General features: G+C 34.7%; 13 protein-coding genes and 2 pseudogenes. 8 read left to right on the top strand and 7 right to left on the bottom strand.

The features are described from left to right. Positions 1–109: 109 nt before the first annotated feature. From F6K23_RS18450 to F6K23_RS18440, 3 genes are all read left to right on the top strand, one after another. Entirely contained in the window at positions 110–250 is a 141-nt protein-coding gene (locus tag F6K23_RS18450) for a hypothetical protein (protein WP_293158522.1), read from the top strand. Further along, a complete protein-coding gene (locus F6K23_RS18445) occupies positions 247–438 on the top strand; it encodes a hypothetical protein (RefSeq protein ID WP_293158520.1) in 192 nt (63 codons plus the stop codon). The genes F6K23_RS18450 and F6K23_RS18445 overlap by 4 nt, the downstream gene beginning before the upstream one ends. Before the next feature lie 576 nt (positions 439–1,014). Further along, positions 1,015–1,968, top strand: coding sequence for a glycosyltransferase family 2 protein (locus tag F6K23_RS18440; RefSeq protein WP_293158518.1), 954 nt, complete (start codon positions 1,015–1,017; stop codon positions 1,966–1,968). 999 nt (positions 1,969–2,967) lie between these two features. Here the strand turns inward: F6K23_RS18440 and F6K23_RS18435 are convergent. The 5 genes and pseudogenes from F6K23_RS18435 to F6K23_RS18415 form a co-directional block, all read right to left on the bottom strand. After that, positions 2,968–3,750 (bottom strand): annotated as a pseudogene (locus F6K23_RS18435) (DUF4058 family protein). 332 nt (positions 3,751–4,082) lie between these two features. After that, the gene (locus F6K23_RS18430; protein WP_293158516.1) at positions 4,083–4,703 is read right to left on the bottom strand and encodes a GUN4 domain-containing protein; all 621 of its coding nucleotides are present in this window, start codon (positions 4,701–4,703) and stop codon (positions 4,083–4,085) included. Between the two features lie 69 nt (positions 4,704–4,772). After that, on the bottom strand, positions 4,773–5,261 hold the full coding sequence (locus F6K23_RS18425) for a serine/threonine-protein kinase (protein WP_293158514.1): 489 nt from the start codon (positions 5,259–5,261) through the stop codon (positions 4,773–4,775). A gap of 449 nt (positions 5,262–5,710) precedes the next feature. Continuing rightward, on the bottom strand, positions 5,711–6,280 hold the full coding sequence (locus F6K23_RS18420; RefSeq protein WP_293158512.1) for a Uma2 family endonuclease: 570 nt from the start codon (positions 6,278–6,280) through the stop codon (positions 5,711–5,713). Positions 6,281–6,573: 293 nt separating this feature from the next. Continuing rightward, a complete protein-coding gene (locus tag F6K23_RS18415) occupies positions 6,574–8,442 on the bottom strand; it encodes a DUF6798 domain-containing protein (RefSeq protein WP_293158510.1) in 1,869 nt (622 codons plus the stop codon). Positions 8,443–9,318: 876 nt separating this feature from the next. Between F6K23_RS18415 and F6K23_RS18410 the strand changes: the two genes are divergently transcribed. Next, complete coding sequence (locus tag F6K23_RS18410) at positions 9,319–9,795, top strand: HAD domain-containing protein (RefSeq protein ID WP_293158508.1); 477 nt, start codon at positions 9,319–9,321, stop codon at positions 9,793–9,795. A 540-nt stretch (positions 9,796–10,335) separates the two neighbouring features. Here the strand turns inward: F6K23_RS18410 and F6K23_RS18405 are convergent. Continuing rightward, positions 10,336–10,533, bottom strand: coding sequence for a CopG family transcriptional regulator (locus tag F6K23_RS18405; RefSeq protein WP_293158506.1), 198 nt, complete (start codon positions 10,531–10,533; stop codon positions 10,336–10,338). A 194-nt stretch (positions 10,534–10,727) separates the two neighbouring features. Here F6K23_RS18405 and map point away from each other — a divergent pair, with 194 nt between their 5' ends. The 4 genes from map to F6K23_RS18385 all read left to right on the top strand — a co-directional run bounded on the left by map (position 10,728) and on the right by F6K23_RS18385 (position 14,330). Beyond that, the gene (gene map / locus F6K23_RS18400) at positions 10,728–11,489 is read left to right on the top strand and encodes a type I methionyl aminopeptidase (RefSeq protein ID WP_293158526.1); all 762 of its coding nucleotides are present in this window, start codon (positions 10,728–10,730) and stop codon (positions 11,487–11,489) included. Between the two features lie 88 nt (positions 11,490–11,577). Beyond that, complete coding sequence (locus F6K23_RS18395; protein WP_367267742.1) at positions 11,578–11,850, top strand: zinc ribbon domain-containing protein; 273 nt, start codon at positions 11,578–11,580, stop codon at positions 11,848–11,850. Positions 11,851–11,941: 91 nt separating this feature from the next. Next, a complete protein-coding gene (locus tag F6K23_RS18390) occupies positions 11,942–13,597 on the top strand; it encodes a CHAT domain-containing protein (protein WP_293158504.1) in 1,656 nt (551 codons plus the stop codon). Between the two features lie 130 nt (positions 13,598–13,727). Beyond that, entirely contained in the window at positions 13,728–14,330 is a 603-nt protein-coding gene (locus F6K23_RS18385) for a hypothetical protein (protein ID WP_293158502.1), read from the top strand. Positions 14,331–16,000: 1,670 nt separating this feature from the next. On the opposite strand, the pseudogene F6K23_RS18380 reads toward F6K23_RS18385, so the two are convergent. Next, positions 16,001–16,516, bottom strand: a pseudogene (locus F6K23_RS18380) (SDR family NAD(P)-dependent oxidoreductase). Positions 16,517–16,763 lie beyond the last annotated feature (247 nt).

The following is a 16,763-nucleotide window of genomic DNA, read 5'->3' as shown; positions in this document are numbered from 1 at the left end:
AAAAAATTGTCAAAGGTTTTAGAATCCCCAATTTTCCTCCTGCTGATGTAGCAGAATTATTCAGAGCTGAGAATCTGAAATACCTGAATTTTGTGATTCTGAGAATTAAATGAAATGTCTTGCTATTCTCAATCCAGAAAAAATTGTCAAAGGTTTTAGAATTTCAGATTTTCCTACTGCTGATTTAGCAGAATTATCAGGAGCTGAGAATCTGAAATACCTCAATTTTGTGATTCTGAGAATTAAATGAAATGTCTTGCTATTCTCAATCCAGAAAAAATTGTCAAAGGTTTTAGAATTTCAGATTTTCCTACTGCTGATTTAGCAGAATTATCAGGAGCTGAGAATCCTAAATACCTCAATTTTGTGATGCTGATAATTCAACGAAATGTCTTGTTATTCTCAAAAATATCCAAGGCTCAAACAACAATTTTTTAACAGACTATTTGAAATAAAAAAATCGTCGATATGGGATAGCTTTAACCCATCAAAATAGTTTTGATAATCAGAATTGAACCTAGAATCGTAATACCAATTCACTTTAAAGGTGTCACAAATAGTTTAAAACTTTAGTAAGCATTCAGCTATTAGCAGTCAGCTATCAGCTTTTGAAGGTAATAACTTACTAAGGTTAACCGATCGCCTTTTTCTTTAGGTGCGGAATACGGAAGCAAATATATTTCACTCCTTGGAGACTAATTCTTCTTTCGATGCAATAATGAGCTAATAACTCATAACTGATAGCTGACCGCTGAATGCTTACAAACTTTAGATGTGAAATAACTGTCTGAAATTACTGTATCATCAAAGTTTTAAGCCGATAAAATCTTACTTTTGAATTTTGACTGTCTTGAGTGTGTCTTACATTCTGAGGAGACCTCAGAATTACACACTCGCTTTTGACTTTTAACTTCCATGAATGCTTACCCTTTAACAACTTATGTTAAATTAAAAAATTGCCTAGATTCGGTAGCTCTAAGCAATCAACATAGTTTTGATAATCAGAATTGAACCTTGAATAGTAGATACCTCAGTTTTGTCATTCCAGTTTATAACGAAGAAGCCACAATCAAACCCTTGTTTGAGCGAATTTTAGATGTAATGAATTTAGCTGAAATTAATAGTTATGAAATAATTTTTGTAGATGATGGTAGTAACGACTTGTCTTGGATAGAAATTAATGAATTAATCAAAAAACATCCCCAGAAAACCAAAGGAATTAGATTAAGAAGAAACTTTGGTAAATCTTCCGCCTTATCTGCTGGATTTAAAAAAGCTACAGGAAATATTATCTTTACTCTAGACGCAGATTTACAAGATGACCCGGCAGAAGTACCTAAATTTTTGGAAAAGTTAGAGTCAGGATACGATTTAGTTTCTGGATGGCGAAAACATCGTAACGACCCCTTTTCCAAAACATTACCCTCGAAATTATTTAATGGAGTAACATCAATTTTAACTGGTGTAAAATTACACGATTTTAACTGTGGCTTAAAAGCTTATAAAAAAGAAGTCTTAGACTGCATAAAAGTTTATGGAGAATTACATCGATATATTCCAGTGTTAGCCCATAGTTTGGGATTTAAAATTTCTGAAGTAACTGTCAGACATCATCGACGGAAACAGGGAAAATCTAAATATGGTTTAGAACGTTATACCCGTGGATTTCTTGATTTATTAACTGTTTTAGCAACTACTCATTATTTACATAAACCAGGTCATTTATTTGGAAGTTTAGGATTATTATTTGGCGCTATAGGAATGACATCTTTAGGTTATTTGACTATACTTTGGTTTATGGAGATTAGACCTATAGGTACTCGCCCTTTATTTTTATTTGGAATTTTGTGTATTATTCTGTCCGTACAGTTAATATCTTTAGGAATTTTGGCAGAATTAATAACTAGAAATGTCGATGATGATTATGTAGATAAGCAGATTTGTGAAGTGGTAGAAATTAAGGAATAAATAAGAAGGAAGAAGGAATAAGAAAGAATAATTTAGCAAATTTTGTAGAGTGCATATTTAAGGAAGAAGGAAGAAGCAAGAAGGAAGAATAATTTATCAAATTTTGCTTATTACCATTTACCATGCAACAAGTTTTTTACCAATGGATAATTGACAGTTAATTCATTCGGTTTAAACCCACATTCCGCCAAGTAAAAGTCAGAATCCTGGTTTTACAACTTTGAGATATTTTCTTTTTCGAGGTGGAAAAACTAGACAGCAACAAATCATAATTTATATTTTTATTGCTATTGTACTTTTGGTTAGATTAGCTATGTTTTCTTAGTAGGAATAATTAGGGCTTGCTGATTAAATATCAAAGCATTGATAGATAAAGGTTAAAGCATTTTTTGAGTTGAAAAAAGTGCCAGATTTTCAGACCAAAACCCTCAAAAAGTTAGCATAAAAGGCAGAATAATTACAAAAAAATCACTCTTACAAACATATTTGACTACCTCCTCTATAAATTCTATTCTCCCTTCCTTTTAGCTACTCTCTACTCCCCTACTCCCCCACTGCCTTACTCCTTAAAAAATACTTTTTCAGCAAACCCTAATTATTCCTCGATTTTTCTGCCTCTGACAAATAAGTTATTGTTTAAGTTTTAGTCTTTTAGTTTAAAAATTTTTAAGTTTGTCAGGGCTTGATGACAAAAAAGCAAAAAATTTGTCTGAAGTAGTTAACGAGATTTCAATATTTTTAGCCCTTGCTCTTGATTGTATGATGGTATATACTACGGGAAAATCCAGAGGACATTTATTGCTTAAAGTAATTTTGAAGCTGCAAATACTGATTATTTCGTTATTTTTAGAGGCAAATACTCTAAATTTCTCTGGGATGAATGACTAATTTTTCTCTCCTGATTTTTTTGCTGATTGATAAATTGGCAATTTTGTGGTATAGGGAAGGATACAAACATAGTCAATTATCCAAAGTAGAGGAAACCAAACCCAACAAATATCAATTATCACCCAATAAATTTTCTACCCACTGCTTTTCTACCTTAGACAAAAACAAAATAGGTGGGGGTGGTGCTTCCCTGTAATTTATAGATAAGTCGTAGGCAGCTTCATCATAAACCTCATTCAGTGCAACGGATAAGTTGAGGACAACATCTGAATCGAGCGATCGCAATGGAATAGGAATTACAGGCAGCAAATCTTGGAGAGTTAGAGGCCAAATATCTATTATCCCAGCATGGGAACAAGTCAGAGCAACAGCATAAACAACATCTGGTATCTGAGGATGAGCAAAAGGACGATTCCCTCTACGCAAAAGGTTTATTTCCACCAGATGTGCCCCCGTTTGATAAAGTCGTCTTCGTTTCTGACGATAATTTGTCAGACCAGGTTCGCGCTTATTGACTGGATAAAGCACTTCAATGCAAGTCACCAAAACATTCTGAGCAGTATCTCGAATCTCCACATTACTCAAGCGAACCGGAACAGGTGGAAAAATGGGTAAGGATAAAGCTGGAGTAAGTGCAGTTGCTCCAGATGTACCGGGAAGAATGTTGATTATTTTTGCTTGTCGAAGTTGCATAATTTCCACATCTGGATAGAGGATGCCAATTTCCCTTTCTGGAAAATTATCCTCAACAACGTAGACTTCCAGTCGTGCAGTATAGCGGAGGTGAAGTTGTGGAGTGAGTTGCTGTCAGATTTTATTGGCAAGATCATTGTGGACATTAGGCCAAAGATAACCCTCTAGATACGGGTCCATTGCGGGAAATGGGGATGGCATAACGTTAGAAGTCAGAAGTCAGAAGTTAGAAGTTAAATTCTTGCTATGACTAAATTTAAAAGTTTGAGAATTTTCTCATAGTAATAGCGACTGCTATGTACCTATTGACATCTATAAAGTCTTGTATGTGATAGTTAATAATTAATTGTATTTCTTCTATTACAGTAAAGATAATATTTCATAAATCTCTACGAGAGAGAAGGTTTGAAACAACATCTCCCAAACTTAACTTTCCATCTCTCACACCAAAAATACGAGCAGGTAAATATCCTCGTTTAAAACCTCGCATCTCACTAAAACCCGCTAATCTTTCTTCTCGCCAACCTACTTTTTTACCAAATTCTTGCCAATCTCTGCCTGTTTCTAAATAAATTTTTTTTTTGAACGCTAAACCCAAATCTTCCCTTACCAAAATGTAGCCAAAGTTTATCAATTGTGTGGAGGTCTTGCTCCGGTAATATCTTAATTGACTCTGAATTTAGCCAACCTTCTATTTCTCTATTAGCTGCTTTGAGAATACATTTTTCTGTTTCTTCATCTGCTTCTTTCCATTCACCTAACGCCAGAAAACGTCTGAGTTTAGTATAGTCAATTCCACATTCGGAGCAAAGAGAAACTTCTTGCTCTGTCTCATATAAATTTTTATACTGATTCCAAATAGGCGTTAAATCTTTTAAAACAGCAAAGGCATTTTTATATCTAAATTTAAAGTAGTACCGAACCATTTTAGATAAAATATCGCCTAAATATTGACTGACATTAACTTGATATTTAAAAATATTTCCAGCCTGAGATTTGAGAAACAGTTGACCTGACTCAAATATTTCATTTGTCTGGGGATTTTGGGAAAATTTGTTAGGTTTAAATCCGGTCAAAGCTTGAATTCCAATTATGCCTACTGCATAAATATCACTAGCTAATTTTGGCATACCATGAGTTTGTTCGCTAGGCATATAACCTGGTGTACCAATTGGAACAGTTATTGTTGTTTCTCCATTAGAATTAACTGTTAGCTCTTGAATTTATTTAATAGCGCCAAAATCAATTAAAACAATTTTTCCACTCTGTTTATTCCGTCTAATATTCTGAGGTTTAAGGTCACGATGAATAATATTTCTCTGATGAAGAATAGTTAATGCCGACAATATTTCATACAAAAGTTTAATAGTTTGCTCCTCAGTTAAAGGCTTTCCTACAATAATTTCATCACTTAAATCATTTCCTTCAATATACTCTTGCACTAAATAAAATTGCCCATCTTCTACAAAGTGGGCATAAAGGCGAGGAATTTGATCGTTTTCTCCTAGACGATGAAGACATCGTGCTTCTCTCTCAAATAGATTTTGAGCAAGACGAAAAACCTGAGGACGAGAATCTTTAGGCGCTAAATGTTTAACAACACAAGAAGTCCTAAAAGTATGTAAATCTTCTGCTAAGTAAGTTGCTCCAAATCCACCCTCTCCTAATTTTTTAGTAATTTTGTAACGACTTCCAACTATTTTTTCAATCATTATTATGCTATTGCTGAAATAACATTAGATTCTACAAATGAAATGGACATATAGAAAATTATTGATGTCTGATTATAAATATTAACCCATAATTTTTGTGGGATATCAATAGCTGGAATACAAAGTGAATGAATAGGCAGTTAGTATTCTTTTATTAATGAAAATGCTTGTTTTTAAATTCACCTTATAGCAATTCCCATCCTGATGAGATACAAAATTCGTTTGTTTTAGGGAGTAGGGAGTAGGGAGTAGGGAATAGAAAATAAAAAAATCACTGTACCTCAGTAACTTGAGAAACGCTATATACCAATTCACTTTAAAAATGTCACAAATAGTTTAATTTCCTGAAATTACTGTTGCATCAAAGTGTTGTAGCTCTATAAAATCTTAATGCATAACTTTTGATTTTTTAATTTTGACTTTTGACTTATGACTTCCGTGAAGCGGTATTACTCTTGTTCATCAAATACAGGAGGCCAAAGTTCAATAATAGGTAATCCCCACTCACCAAAAAGTTCAGGAATAGTCAATGTATCTCCATTTTTAAATTCACTTTCTTCATCAGTAGACCGATAAACTACTACTATTTCTTCGTCGGGGTCTATCAATATTCCTACTTGTACCCCCAGTTCTAAATATTTCTTGATTTTCTGTTTTAAAGGTTTGATTCGTTCATCGCTTTGAGATTTAATTTCTACTACTAAGTCTGGCACCATTTCCCCAAAATAACGAACGCTTTTTTTCAGACGTTGGGCACGAACAAAGGAAACATCGGGTACTTTTAAATTAGTATCTAAAATAATAAAACCAGCACTAGAATCAAATAAACGTCCAAGACGACGTGGGTTAACCCAAGCATAAAGAGAAGCTATTAAGCAAACGCCAATTTCGCTAGAAACAATATCTGATAGACCCATAACTAATATTTTTCCTTCGTCTAATTCTAATTGATAATCTAAGCCTGCTTGATTAAGATTACATTGCAATATTTCTAAGTCTTTGACTGTGATATTTGACATATAATTTTTATCTCAATTAACAATTTATCCTGTGGTTTGATTATAGCTAAGGTTGGATTTGCTTAGGTTACAAACAATTATAATGAATCGCTTCAATACCATTTATTAAATCGTAAGTTATCTTTTTATATGCTTCCTGCGGGGGAGCTACCCTAGTGGATAATTAGTTATAATAAAATTTTTGTTTGTAGTTTTACTCTAGTATTTTAAATACTTGTCTTATTGCTCAAGCCCAACTACAAACCTAATTATAACTATTCTACCGAACATGATATTATTTGCTAAATTCACATCTACTGCTGAAAATTTATTCTAAAAATCACCCATTCTCCTTCTCTATCTACAATATTCCCCCCAGTATCTCCATGCCATTCAACCTTAGTCAAAATATATTCAGCTCCATATTTTTTCGCCACATTAACTAATTCTTTTCCCGTCTGTTGTGAAAACAAAATTTCCATCGCACCCACCGCTAATTTATCATTCAAATCTACGCCAAAAACATCTTCCATTCGATTTTTCCACTCCCTAATTCCGCTATCTGTTTGAGGAAAATGTTTAAAGTCTACAATAACTGCTCTCTCAGAAAAAAACTGAAAATTTGACACAAATGGAGGAATTAAAATTATGTCGTCTTTATCGCTAATTTGTCTAAATCTTAAAGCTAGTTTCGTCACTTCATCTTGAGGAACTCTATTAAATTTTACCTGTTGCTGAAATACCTCTAAAAATTTTCCTGGCAATGCCTCAAATAATCCCAAAACAAATACTAAAGTTGTGACTCCAGCCAAACTATAAGTAATTAAATATTTCCTAGCGACCGCTAAATCAACCTCATCCAAAATAAACGGAAATATTAACACCAAAAATAAACCTGATTTTGCCAATAAATGATTAAAATTTGAATCTATCGGTGGCTGCCATAAGAAAAATATTAATCCAGCTAAAACTATTAACCATACTACTAATTTGTAATTCCATTTCTCCCAAAAAAACAATCCTAACGATAATAGAAAAAAGCAAATTCCTTGATACGGCACAGGCAGAATCAGAGATATTATCAATAGTAAACCAACTCCTAAATTACCCTGTTGATATAAGCGATCGCTCAAAATACCCACAGCAATAAATATCATCAACTGAGCAAAAGGAACAGTTCGCGCTAACTGCAACTTAGCAAATAAAGCTAGTGGATAAACTTCGACAAAAATATAACCCAAAAACAAAGCAAAAATTGACTCTGCAATAATTAGGTACAACTTCCATTTCTCTAGACATTTTGCATTAGTAAAAATTAAATCTTTTTTCCTTCCTTTTATCTCCTTGATCTTACCTACTTCCCCCCCTTTCCCAGAAGCTCTGAAGAAGAATATTTTCCCTTTTCCCGACTTCTGCAAAAAATCTTCTGATTTAGCAACGTCAACTTTGTGAATACACAAACATCCACCCAAAATAAAACAAATAAAATCCAACCTAATTTTCCAATTCCAATAACCAGGAATAATATGATGAGGATTTCTTACCCAACCGTAGATAAAAACAAATTCTTCATTACTCAATTTATCAGTGCTAGTCGTTCCAGTTAATAACATTGGCAGATAAACTAAACTTGCAAACCCAAATAAAATAATTAACGGCAAAACGACTTGCTTCAACTGCCGACTTTTTATCGCCTCAATGAACATAATAGGTATCATCATTATTCCCGGCAAAACGCCAACTAAAAATTGTAAAATTGAAGCAATACCGAAAAATAAATAACCAATTATCCATCTTTGCCGAAAACAGAAATAAATCCCCCAAACTGTTAAACTCATAGCAAAAGTTGCAGGTATAGGAGTTTTGGGAAAAAATTCTAAATATCCAACTAAAGTGTAAGCTGTTAAACTTAAAAAAATTAAAATTGCTGCGGATAGCTTGGAAGGAGTAAAAATTTTACTAATTGCAGATAAACCCCAGATAAAACTAATAAAAGAAATTAGATAATAAATCAAATATGTGAAGGAAATACTACCAGTAACTTTGCTGAAAAAATAAACTAAATATTGATAGTAATATCTGGGGGTAAATTTCAACATTTCCTGAACATAGTAATCATTAGTATATAGTTCAGGACTCAACATTGATTTAATTTGAGGAACATGAGTGTAATGATTTCCCACCGGAAAAGTGTATCCTCTAGTGATGAATGAACCGAGAATTATAAAAATAAATAAGGATAGAAAAAAATGCCAACTATATCGCATTTGTTATAGAAAAAAGAATAATGAATCAATATACAGGCAGTAGAACATTTTTTTGTCTATAAGCTGGTTATACTAATTAGGGTTTGCTGAATAAAGTCTTTTGGTATGAGTAGGAGTCAGGAGACAGGAGACAGGAGAAATGGGAGTGAGCGAGGAGGTAGGAGCTAAGTTTTGCCCCAAGATTGTTTTGCCATAATCATCCCAAAATACTAGCTTTTTGAGCTTTTCAGACCGAAAAGCTTGCACTTTTTAAAGGCAAAAAAAGGCTGAAAGCAATATCAGTTAATGCTTTGATATTTAATCAGCGAGCCCTAATTAAAACAGGAATTAGGTCAATGCACTATATATAGCTGGTAAAAACTATAGCACTATGGTATATATAGTGTTTTTATCAGAAAAATATCTAATTTGATAAATATTTAGGGTTTGCTGATTAAATCTAAAAGCACTGACATATAAAAGTAAGTGCCTTTTTGGGTAAACATTAAGCCATTAGCAGTCAGCTATCAGCAATTAATAATGAATAATTATTTCTAAGGTTGAGGAAGGATACTTTGGCAGTAACTTTTTATTATTCTTCAATTTCTCAATTACTCTTACCGAATAATTAAGGTTTAAAGCTTCTCCTTTCAAGGATAAAAAAGAAAAATTTTTCCTTTGAGTCAATCCTCTTCTTTTCAAGGAGAAGTAATTATTAATTATTCATTATTAATTATTAATTGTTGAACTGTCCCAATATTAATAGCTGATAGCTAATAGCTGACGGCTGAATGCCTACGACTAATGACTTTAATGAAACGATATAAGATGTGGATATTCCTAGATATTGATGGTGTTCTAGTTCCTGAAAAAAACTTTGATTCCCCAATATACAAAGAAAATTATCTTCAATTCGATCCAATTTGTTTAAGGCTATTTGAAGATATTTTACAACTATATCCAGGAGTATTAGTTGTCATCTCATCTTCATGGAGAGAATTATTTTCCTTGGAATTTGTTCAGTCTTTATTTTCTCCAGATTTTAGGGAGAGAGTAGTTGGGTTTACACCTTTTTTAGACCCAGAAATTATCCATCAGTTTGAATATCTTCGACATCAAGAAGTAGTTAAATTTTTAAGAAATAACAATGCTTTAGGAGATTCATGGGTGGCAATTGATGATATTCCAGAGCATTATCCCCCAGATACTCACATAGTTGTTACTGATGCTTATAATGGCTTTGACGCATCAGCAGCATTAGCTTTAGAACTTTATTTATTAGCAAGTTGAACTAGGATAACTACATTGCTTAATATTGGCAGATAAGTGTTACTTCTAACTTCTGAATTATGAGTCGCCAATACGCATTTTAAACGCGTATTAGCTTATCGGAGATGTCTATTATAAATCTCCAAAAATCAAAAATAAAATCAATTATCCCACTCTTATTCATCAATTATTTACCGAATAATTAAGGTTTAATACCAACTTGAAAAAAGAATGCTACAAAAATGTAGACCTTAATCGGATATGCTTAAAAATAGCTATTTTAGTTCATTTTAGATAGTTATTCATATCTTTTTTACATTTTTTTTAATATTTATCCCTTCTTCCTTCTTCCCTCTTCCTTCTTTCGTACGGACGTTGCATGCAACGTCCCTACCATTTGTAACAAACATTTATCAAATTGGTATAAGCCTCTCCTTTAAAGGAGAAAAAAGCGGTCGAGGCATGGCGAGGTCTCCTCGTCATATCCATCAGACCAATAGAAGAAAAAATTTTCATGATTAGTTAATCCTCTTCTTTTCAAGGAGAGGTAATTATTAATTATTAATTATTAATTATTAATTGTTTAGCTACTTTTTCAGAATTTTGATGGTTTCGATGTTCTTCTAAACCTCGCTCAATTAACTTACCCACCAACCAAGACACAGAACGTTCATCCTCTTTTGCCCATTTCTCTAACTCTTTTTTCCACTCTGGAGGAATATAAGCTACAACTCTATCTAAATCTGTTTTTCCGCCCATTTTTAACACCTAATACTTATTTTTCCGATCTTAAGCATACAAATAATCGACTAACTTGTGTTGTGCTATATCTTGCTATGGTATTGTATGCTAGCAAAGTCTAGCTAATACATTTTCACATCTGGCCATGAATCGGAAAAATTTAACAATTATCAATCCCACATTTCGTGAAGCTCCTAAAAAAAACATCTGGAATTATATTGCTCTCCACCAGAGAACTAGAAAAAATGCGCCGAGTGGGGAGACTAGCAGCAAATTTACTCAACCATCTTGAGCCAATGGTACAACCAGGAGTTAGTACTCAACAATTAAATGATGAAGCCGAAAATTGGACTCAGACACAGGGAGCCATCAGTGCCCAACTTGGCTATACCCCTCCCGGTCATCCTCCATTTACTGGTTCCATCTGTACTAGCATTAATGAAGTAGTTTGTCATGGTATTCCCAACCCCAAACAGATACTCAAAGACGGAGATATTATCAATATAGACGTTACCCCCATTCTTGATGGCTACCATGGCGATACTTCCAGAACATTTTTAGTAGGGAACCCATCGGCCTCAGCTCGAAAATTGGTAAAAGTAACCGAAGAGTGTATGATGCGAGGGATTGCTGAAATAAAACCAGGGGCAAAAGTTGGAGATATTGGGGCAGCAATTCAGGAATATGCCGAAGCTAATGGATTTTCTGTTGTACGAGAAATGGTTGCTCATGGAGTTGGTAGGCAGTTTCATACAGAGCCACAAATTCCTCACTATGGCCAACGAGGTCGAGGTTTAAAATTACGCCCTGGCATGGTTTTTACCGTTGAACCCATGCTCAATGAAGGAACTCACAATATTAAGACTTTAGCCGATCGCTGGACTGTAATTACCAAAGACAAAAAACTTTCAGCCCAATTTGAACATACTGTCACTGTCACAGAAGAAGGGGTCGAAATTCTCACATTAAATTGATTTAAAAAACCAATTTTCTGTATAAATAAATTATGGATGTCTCGTTATGCAATGAAGGAACATCCGTTCAAAGTCAGTACGAAATATATTGTCATTTGCTCACTATCGATTCAAACAATTTCTCAAGCATAAGGCAATTCAAATAGGAAAGCTTGTAATTGATTTTTGTGAAGCATGTACAAGCAAAACCGTTAGTTGGACTGGAGAAATTATTAATGTGGGTGGTTCAAAGTCAATCAAATCTAATATTGATGGTCGAGTTATGGACAGAGACGTAAATGGCGCACAAGGAATTTTTCTTCGTGCTTTGCTAGATACACCCTGGATGCAGCAGCATCTTGCATTTGTTAGTGAAAGTTAGCAAAAAGGTATCGGCTCAAGACATAAAATAATATAGATAAACTAGCATAGATTTCTTTGAGTACATTAATATATATTTTAGAAAAAATTGAATGCCTTTCCCACCAGAAAGTCCTTGCCTAAATATAGCGATCGCTCGCCTGAATATCCCAGAAGCTAATCATTTTGCCACTTGGGTAATGCAGGCTCCTTTTCAGCGCGGATATGTCCATAACGATCAAATTTGGCCAGAAACCTTGTCACAAGCTTGGGAGGCTTGGTTAGAAGTATTCTCTCCCCAAAGTTTACCTGCTATTCCGATCGGCACACCTCAACCAGCTTTAGCATCAACTCCAAATATTCATCCTGCCCCTGCTTCCAATGTCAAAATTAATCGTACCAGTCGCCTGATGCAAAATTTGGGTATTAGCCTATGGCAGTGGCTATTTCAAGGAGAAATTGCTCAAAGTCTGCACCAAAGTCAAGGTATTGCAATTGGCCAAGAACTGCCCTTACAGGTAAGATTGGATATTCGCGCACCCGAATTAATTGCCCTACCCTGGGAAATTATGCAACCAGGAATCTCTTTACCTGCCTTTTCTCTAAGTAGAGAAATTTTGTTCAGTCGTACTACCAGTGATGTTCACTCCTTACCTCCTCTCCCACCTTCCCCATATTTGAATATTCTGCTGGTGATTGGGGAAAGTGCTCCTCAAGACGATCAATTTTCTACTTTGTCCAAATTAGAACTAGAAGAAGAAGCAGCTCGAATAACTGAGGTTTTAAAACCCCGCGAGATTACAAACCAAAATGTACACATATTTAATTCTATTATTCCTTGCCAAGTCGATACATTAATTCAACCGACTCCAGAAGAATTAATTTCCCATCTAGATAAAGAAAATTATAATGTACTTTTTTATGCTGGCCATGGTAAACCAGGCCCAGATGGCGGTGGGTTATTTTTAGCACCTGAGACTACTCTCAATGGTACTGAGCTAGCACAAGTTCTGGTCCGCAATGGAGTAACCTTGGCAGTATTCAATGCTTGTTGGGGAGCGCAACCAGCTACAGATATATCTTCTGGTCAAGTACAGGCAATACCACGTAGTAGTCTAGCAGAAGTATTAATTCATCATGGAGTACCAGCAGTTTTAGGGATGCGAGATGAAATTGCTGATGGAGAAGCTTTGAGTTTTATTCAAGTTTTTGCGCAATGTTTGAGAGAGGGAATGTTGATAGATCAATCAGTAGCTGTGGCTAGGCAACAGTTATTAACTCTCTATAGATTTAATCAACCAGCTTGGACTTTACCAGTATTATATATGCACCCAGAGTTCAATGGTCAATTAATTCAAGTCTTCGATGAGTTGGTAACTCAACTACCTACTAACTCTCCGACTTGGATTGGTAGTTCAACTTCTAGGGCTTTTTTACGTTCTCAAGACAATAATGGTCAGGTTTGGCCTATTTGGCCTGGTACGATCGCGGTTGGACGTTCTCAGGAAAATGATGTGGTGATTTTTGAGCGGTGGGTTTCCCAAAAACACGCTGAAATTTTTTCTCGTTGTTTTCCGGGGGAACAGGTTACACCGATTTATTTCTTAAAAGATATTTCTCGTTTTGGTACTTTAATTTATCAGTCTGGTGATTGGCAAAGAATTCATCGTGATGAAGTTGCCATAACGTCAGGAACACTGGTAAAATTTGGCAGTTCTCAAGGTCAAGCTTTTGAGTTTGTCATTGAAACAACAAAAGATTTTAGCTAGTTAATCTAAGTTAGAATTGCGGAACTAGCTAGGTTGCTTTTGTAGCTGATTAAGTAGGAAATAACAATATTGCTAATTACCTACTTCTACATTTAATAGAAGATGAATTATTTTTACTCAGGATAAAATTATGAATAATCAGCCTTCCCGCTCTCAGTTTTCTGCTAATAATTCTACTCAAGTAGAATTGGATTTATTAAATTCGATACTTCTTGATGATATTGCTTATCCTTGGAATCCAGAAGTAGCAGAATCAGACACTTATTTTGATTCTCTTGAGCAGGAGTTACCATTGTCTGATTTACTAACCGATGTGGAAATGAGTTCCGGTTGCAAACAATTTTTAAGTCAAACTGACCAACTGTTCTGTGTTATTGATATCCAGAATTCTTTATCTGAGAAGTTTTCAGGTCTTGCTCCCAATAATTTACTCAACAAGTTAGGCAAGATTGCTGTTAATATTGTCGATCAGGTGAATAGTTTAGGGTCTATTCTATCTCTGTCAGACCAATTGGTACATTGTGTCAGCGAAGTTTTACCAGGTTGGGATTTGGAAGATTTGGAAGTAATGGCACGTCCCCTAGCTTATTCTATGCGTGGTAGTCAAAATGATGCAGTAGAAAATACTTTGGCAACAATCCAATCTGCTTCTTGGTCTGATTTGTCAGAAGTTGAACAAGCACGATTGAGTTTAGCGATCGCGCTCTATGCTATAGAGAAAGCTAATAATTAATTTTTATGTACCCATCGCTAAATAGAGGGAAAAAATCGCTCCAACCTAGACAGAGTAATCATTCCAAGTCATTTTAGCCACTAATATCTAGAATCCTTACATAACAAGGTTTTTGGGGAATTTTTAAGTTATAAAGCGACAAGTATATTGGAGTTGTCGCTAAATAGGGTTTGCGCTCATAAAGTCTTTTTGCTCTTTGTAGGAGACAGGAGACAGGAGACAGGAGACAGGAGACAGGAGGAACGGGGAATTTAGAAGAGGTAGTAGAAAGAATTGTAAGAATGATTTTTCTGCCTAACTATGCGCCTAAAATACGCTCCATGCATGAGAATGAAGAGCTGATTCCCAGGTACTTTTTTAGACCCCAAAAAAGCTAAAGTCTTTATATATCAATGCTTTTAGATTTAATCAGCAAGCCCTAAATAAAGGGAAAAAATCGCTCCAACCTAGACAGAGCAATAATTCTAAGCTTTTTAAATCCTAATATCTAGAATCCTTACATAACAAGGTTTTTGGGGAATTTTTAAGTTATAAAGGGACAAGTATATTAATTAAGAAATAGCGGTTTTTAGTTTTTTAATGCTCAATATTTACTGACGAGCAACTGAACTGAGAACTGCTAAATTTTTCTCTGAATATGTTTGTAATTTTAATGTTTGTAATTTTATCTCCGGGTGAGTCGATAATATCAAGTCCGGGTAATTATTTATATCATGTGCCCCCTTCGGGGGAGCTATGCTTACGGTAGAACAGTTATAATAGGGCTTCGTAGTTGGGTTTTAGCCCTTACAATACTTAGTATTAGGACTAAAGTTCAACTACAAACAAAAACTTTATTATAAGTAATTAATCGTACGATCAAACTCCATTGTGCTTACGCGAACAATAACTTTCTTCTCATCTTCCTTGCTTCCCCGCTTCCTCCTGACTAGTGACTCCTGACTCTTCCTCCCAACTATTCAAGCGGATATAATGTAATATAGCAATCCTAAAATAGTCAAAATGTCACCATACATAAGAAGCGCCATTACAGCGGTTTTCATTTGGGTAAACCACAGTAGAGACGTTCCATGGAACGTCCCTACAAGATTTTGCTTGTGAAGATGTGGTTCATCAATTTGAAAAGCGCTGTAATATCAATAGTTGCTTCTGTAGCATAGTTCAACAATTAATAATGAATAATGAATAATAGACTTGTCGCTTTATAACTTAAAAAATCCTGAAAACCCTTGATATGTAAAGATTACAGTTATTAATAATTTAAAATGCTTGTAATTATTGCTCTGCCTGAGTTTTAGCGATTTTTTCCATCTATTTAGCGACAAGTCTAATGAATAATTACCTCTCCTTGAAAAGAAGAGGATTGACAAATTCATGAAAATTTTTCTTCACAGGAGTCGATTGGATATGGCGCAGGTTTCGGAGCCATCCCATCCTACGGAATGCTGCGCAAACGACCGCTTATTATCCCCTTAAAAGGGGAGGCGCATACCCACAATTTTTCGGTAAAGTTTTGTAATATACAATGATTGACCTTTAAACTGTAACAACTTGGTTATTTATCCCAGATTTATAGGCTGAAATACCCAATTTGCCAGGGGTAAAAACACTTCATAATTATTTACAAACAACCTCTCAGTACGCACAAACCCAGGTGCAACAACATAAGCTCAAATCTTAGACTTGGCAAAACCACGGGCAATAGTACGAGTTAGCGAAATCACCCCACCTTTATAAGCTGCATAGTGAATATGTTGGGGGTCGTCTCCACGAAAAGCAGCTTGATTAGCAATATTAATAATAGTGCCACCGTCACGAGTTTGAAAATGACGAATTGCTTCTCGACATAAATCGGCAACTGCAACTAAATTTACTTGCAAAGTTTGTTGCCAAGCATTAGTTCAAATGTCTATTTCATCATTTACGGTAGTAGCAACAAAAATACCAGCATTATTCACCAGAATATCAATACAACTTTGCCAGGTGATCGCTTTAAGCGATAATTTCACAGCAACATTTTTTTCCGCTAAGTCTGCTTTTAATAAATAACGTTGATCTTGACCAATTTGAGTGGCGATCGCTTCTGCTGCTTGTTGTTTATGACCGTAATGTAAAATAACATTAGCCCCTGTTTTAGCTAGAGTTTGCGCTGTTGCAGCACCAATACCAATGGATGCACTTGTAATTCAAATAATTTTTCCACTTAAATTTATCATTTTTCTTCTTTGTTCCTACTTCCTACTTAATTATGTGATAACCTCGATCTATAAAATTACTTACAGCGTATTTCAGGTTAATGAGGTACAGTAACAACAACAACAATTTGTATACCTGTATTGAAATGCTGGGGGTTTATCAAATTTAAGAAGTTTACCTCATTTATTTGTAATCTGCTGTATATCCAATTAAAAAAAACATAGATAAAACACATAA

This window comes from Okeania sp. SIO2C9, assembly GCF_010672455.1.
Lineage (GTDB): Bacteria > Cyanobacteriota > Cyanobacteriia > Cyanobacteriales > Microcoleaceae > Okeania.
The sequence above is the reverse complement of the archived record's forward strand: the minus strand, read 5'-3'. Positions and strand labels throughout refer to the sequence as shown.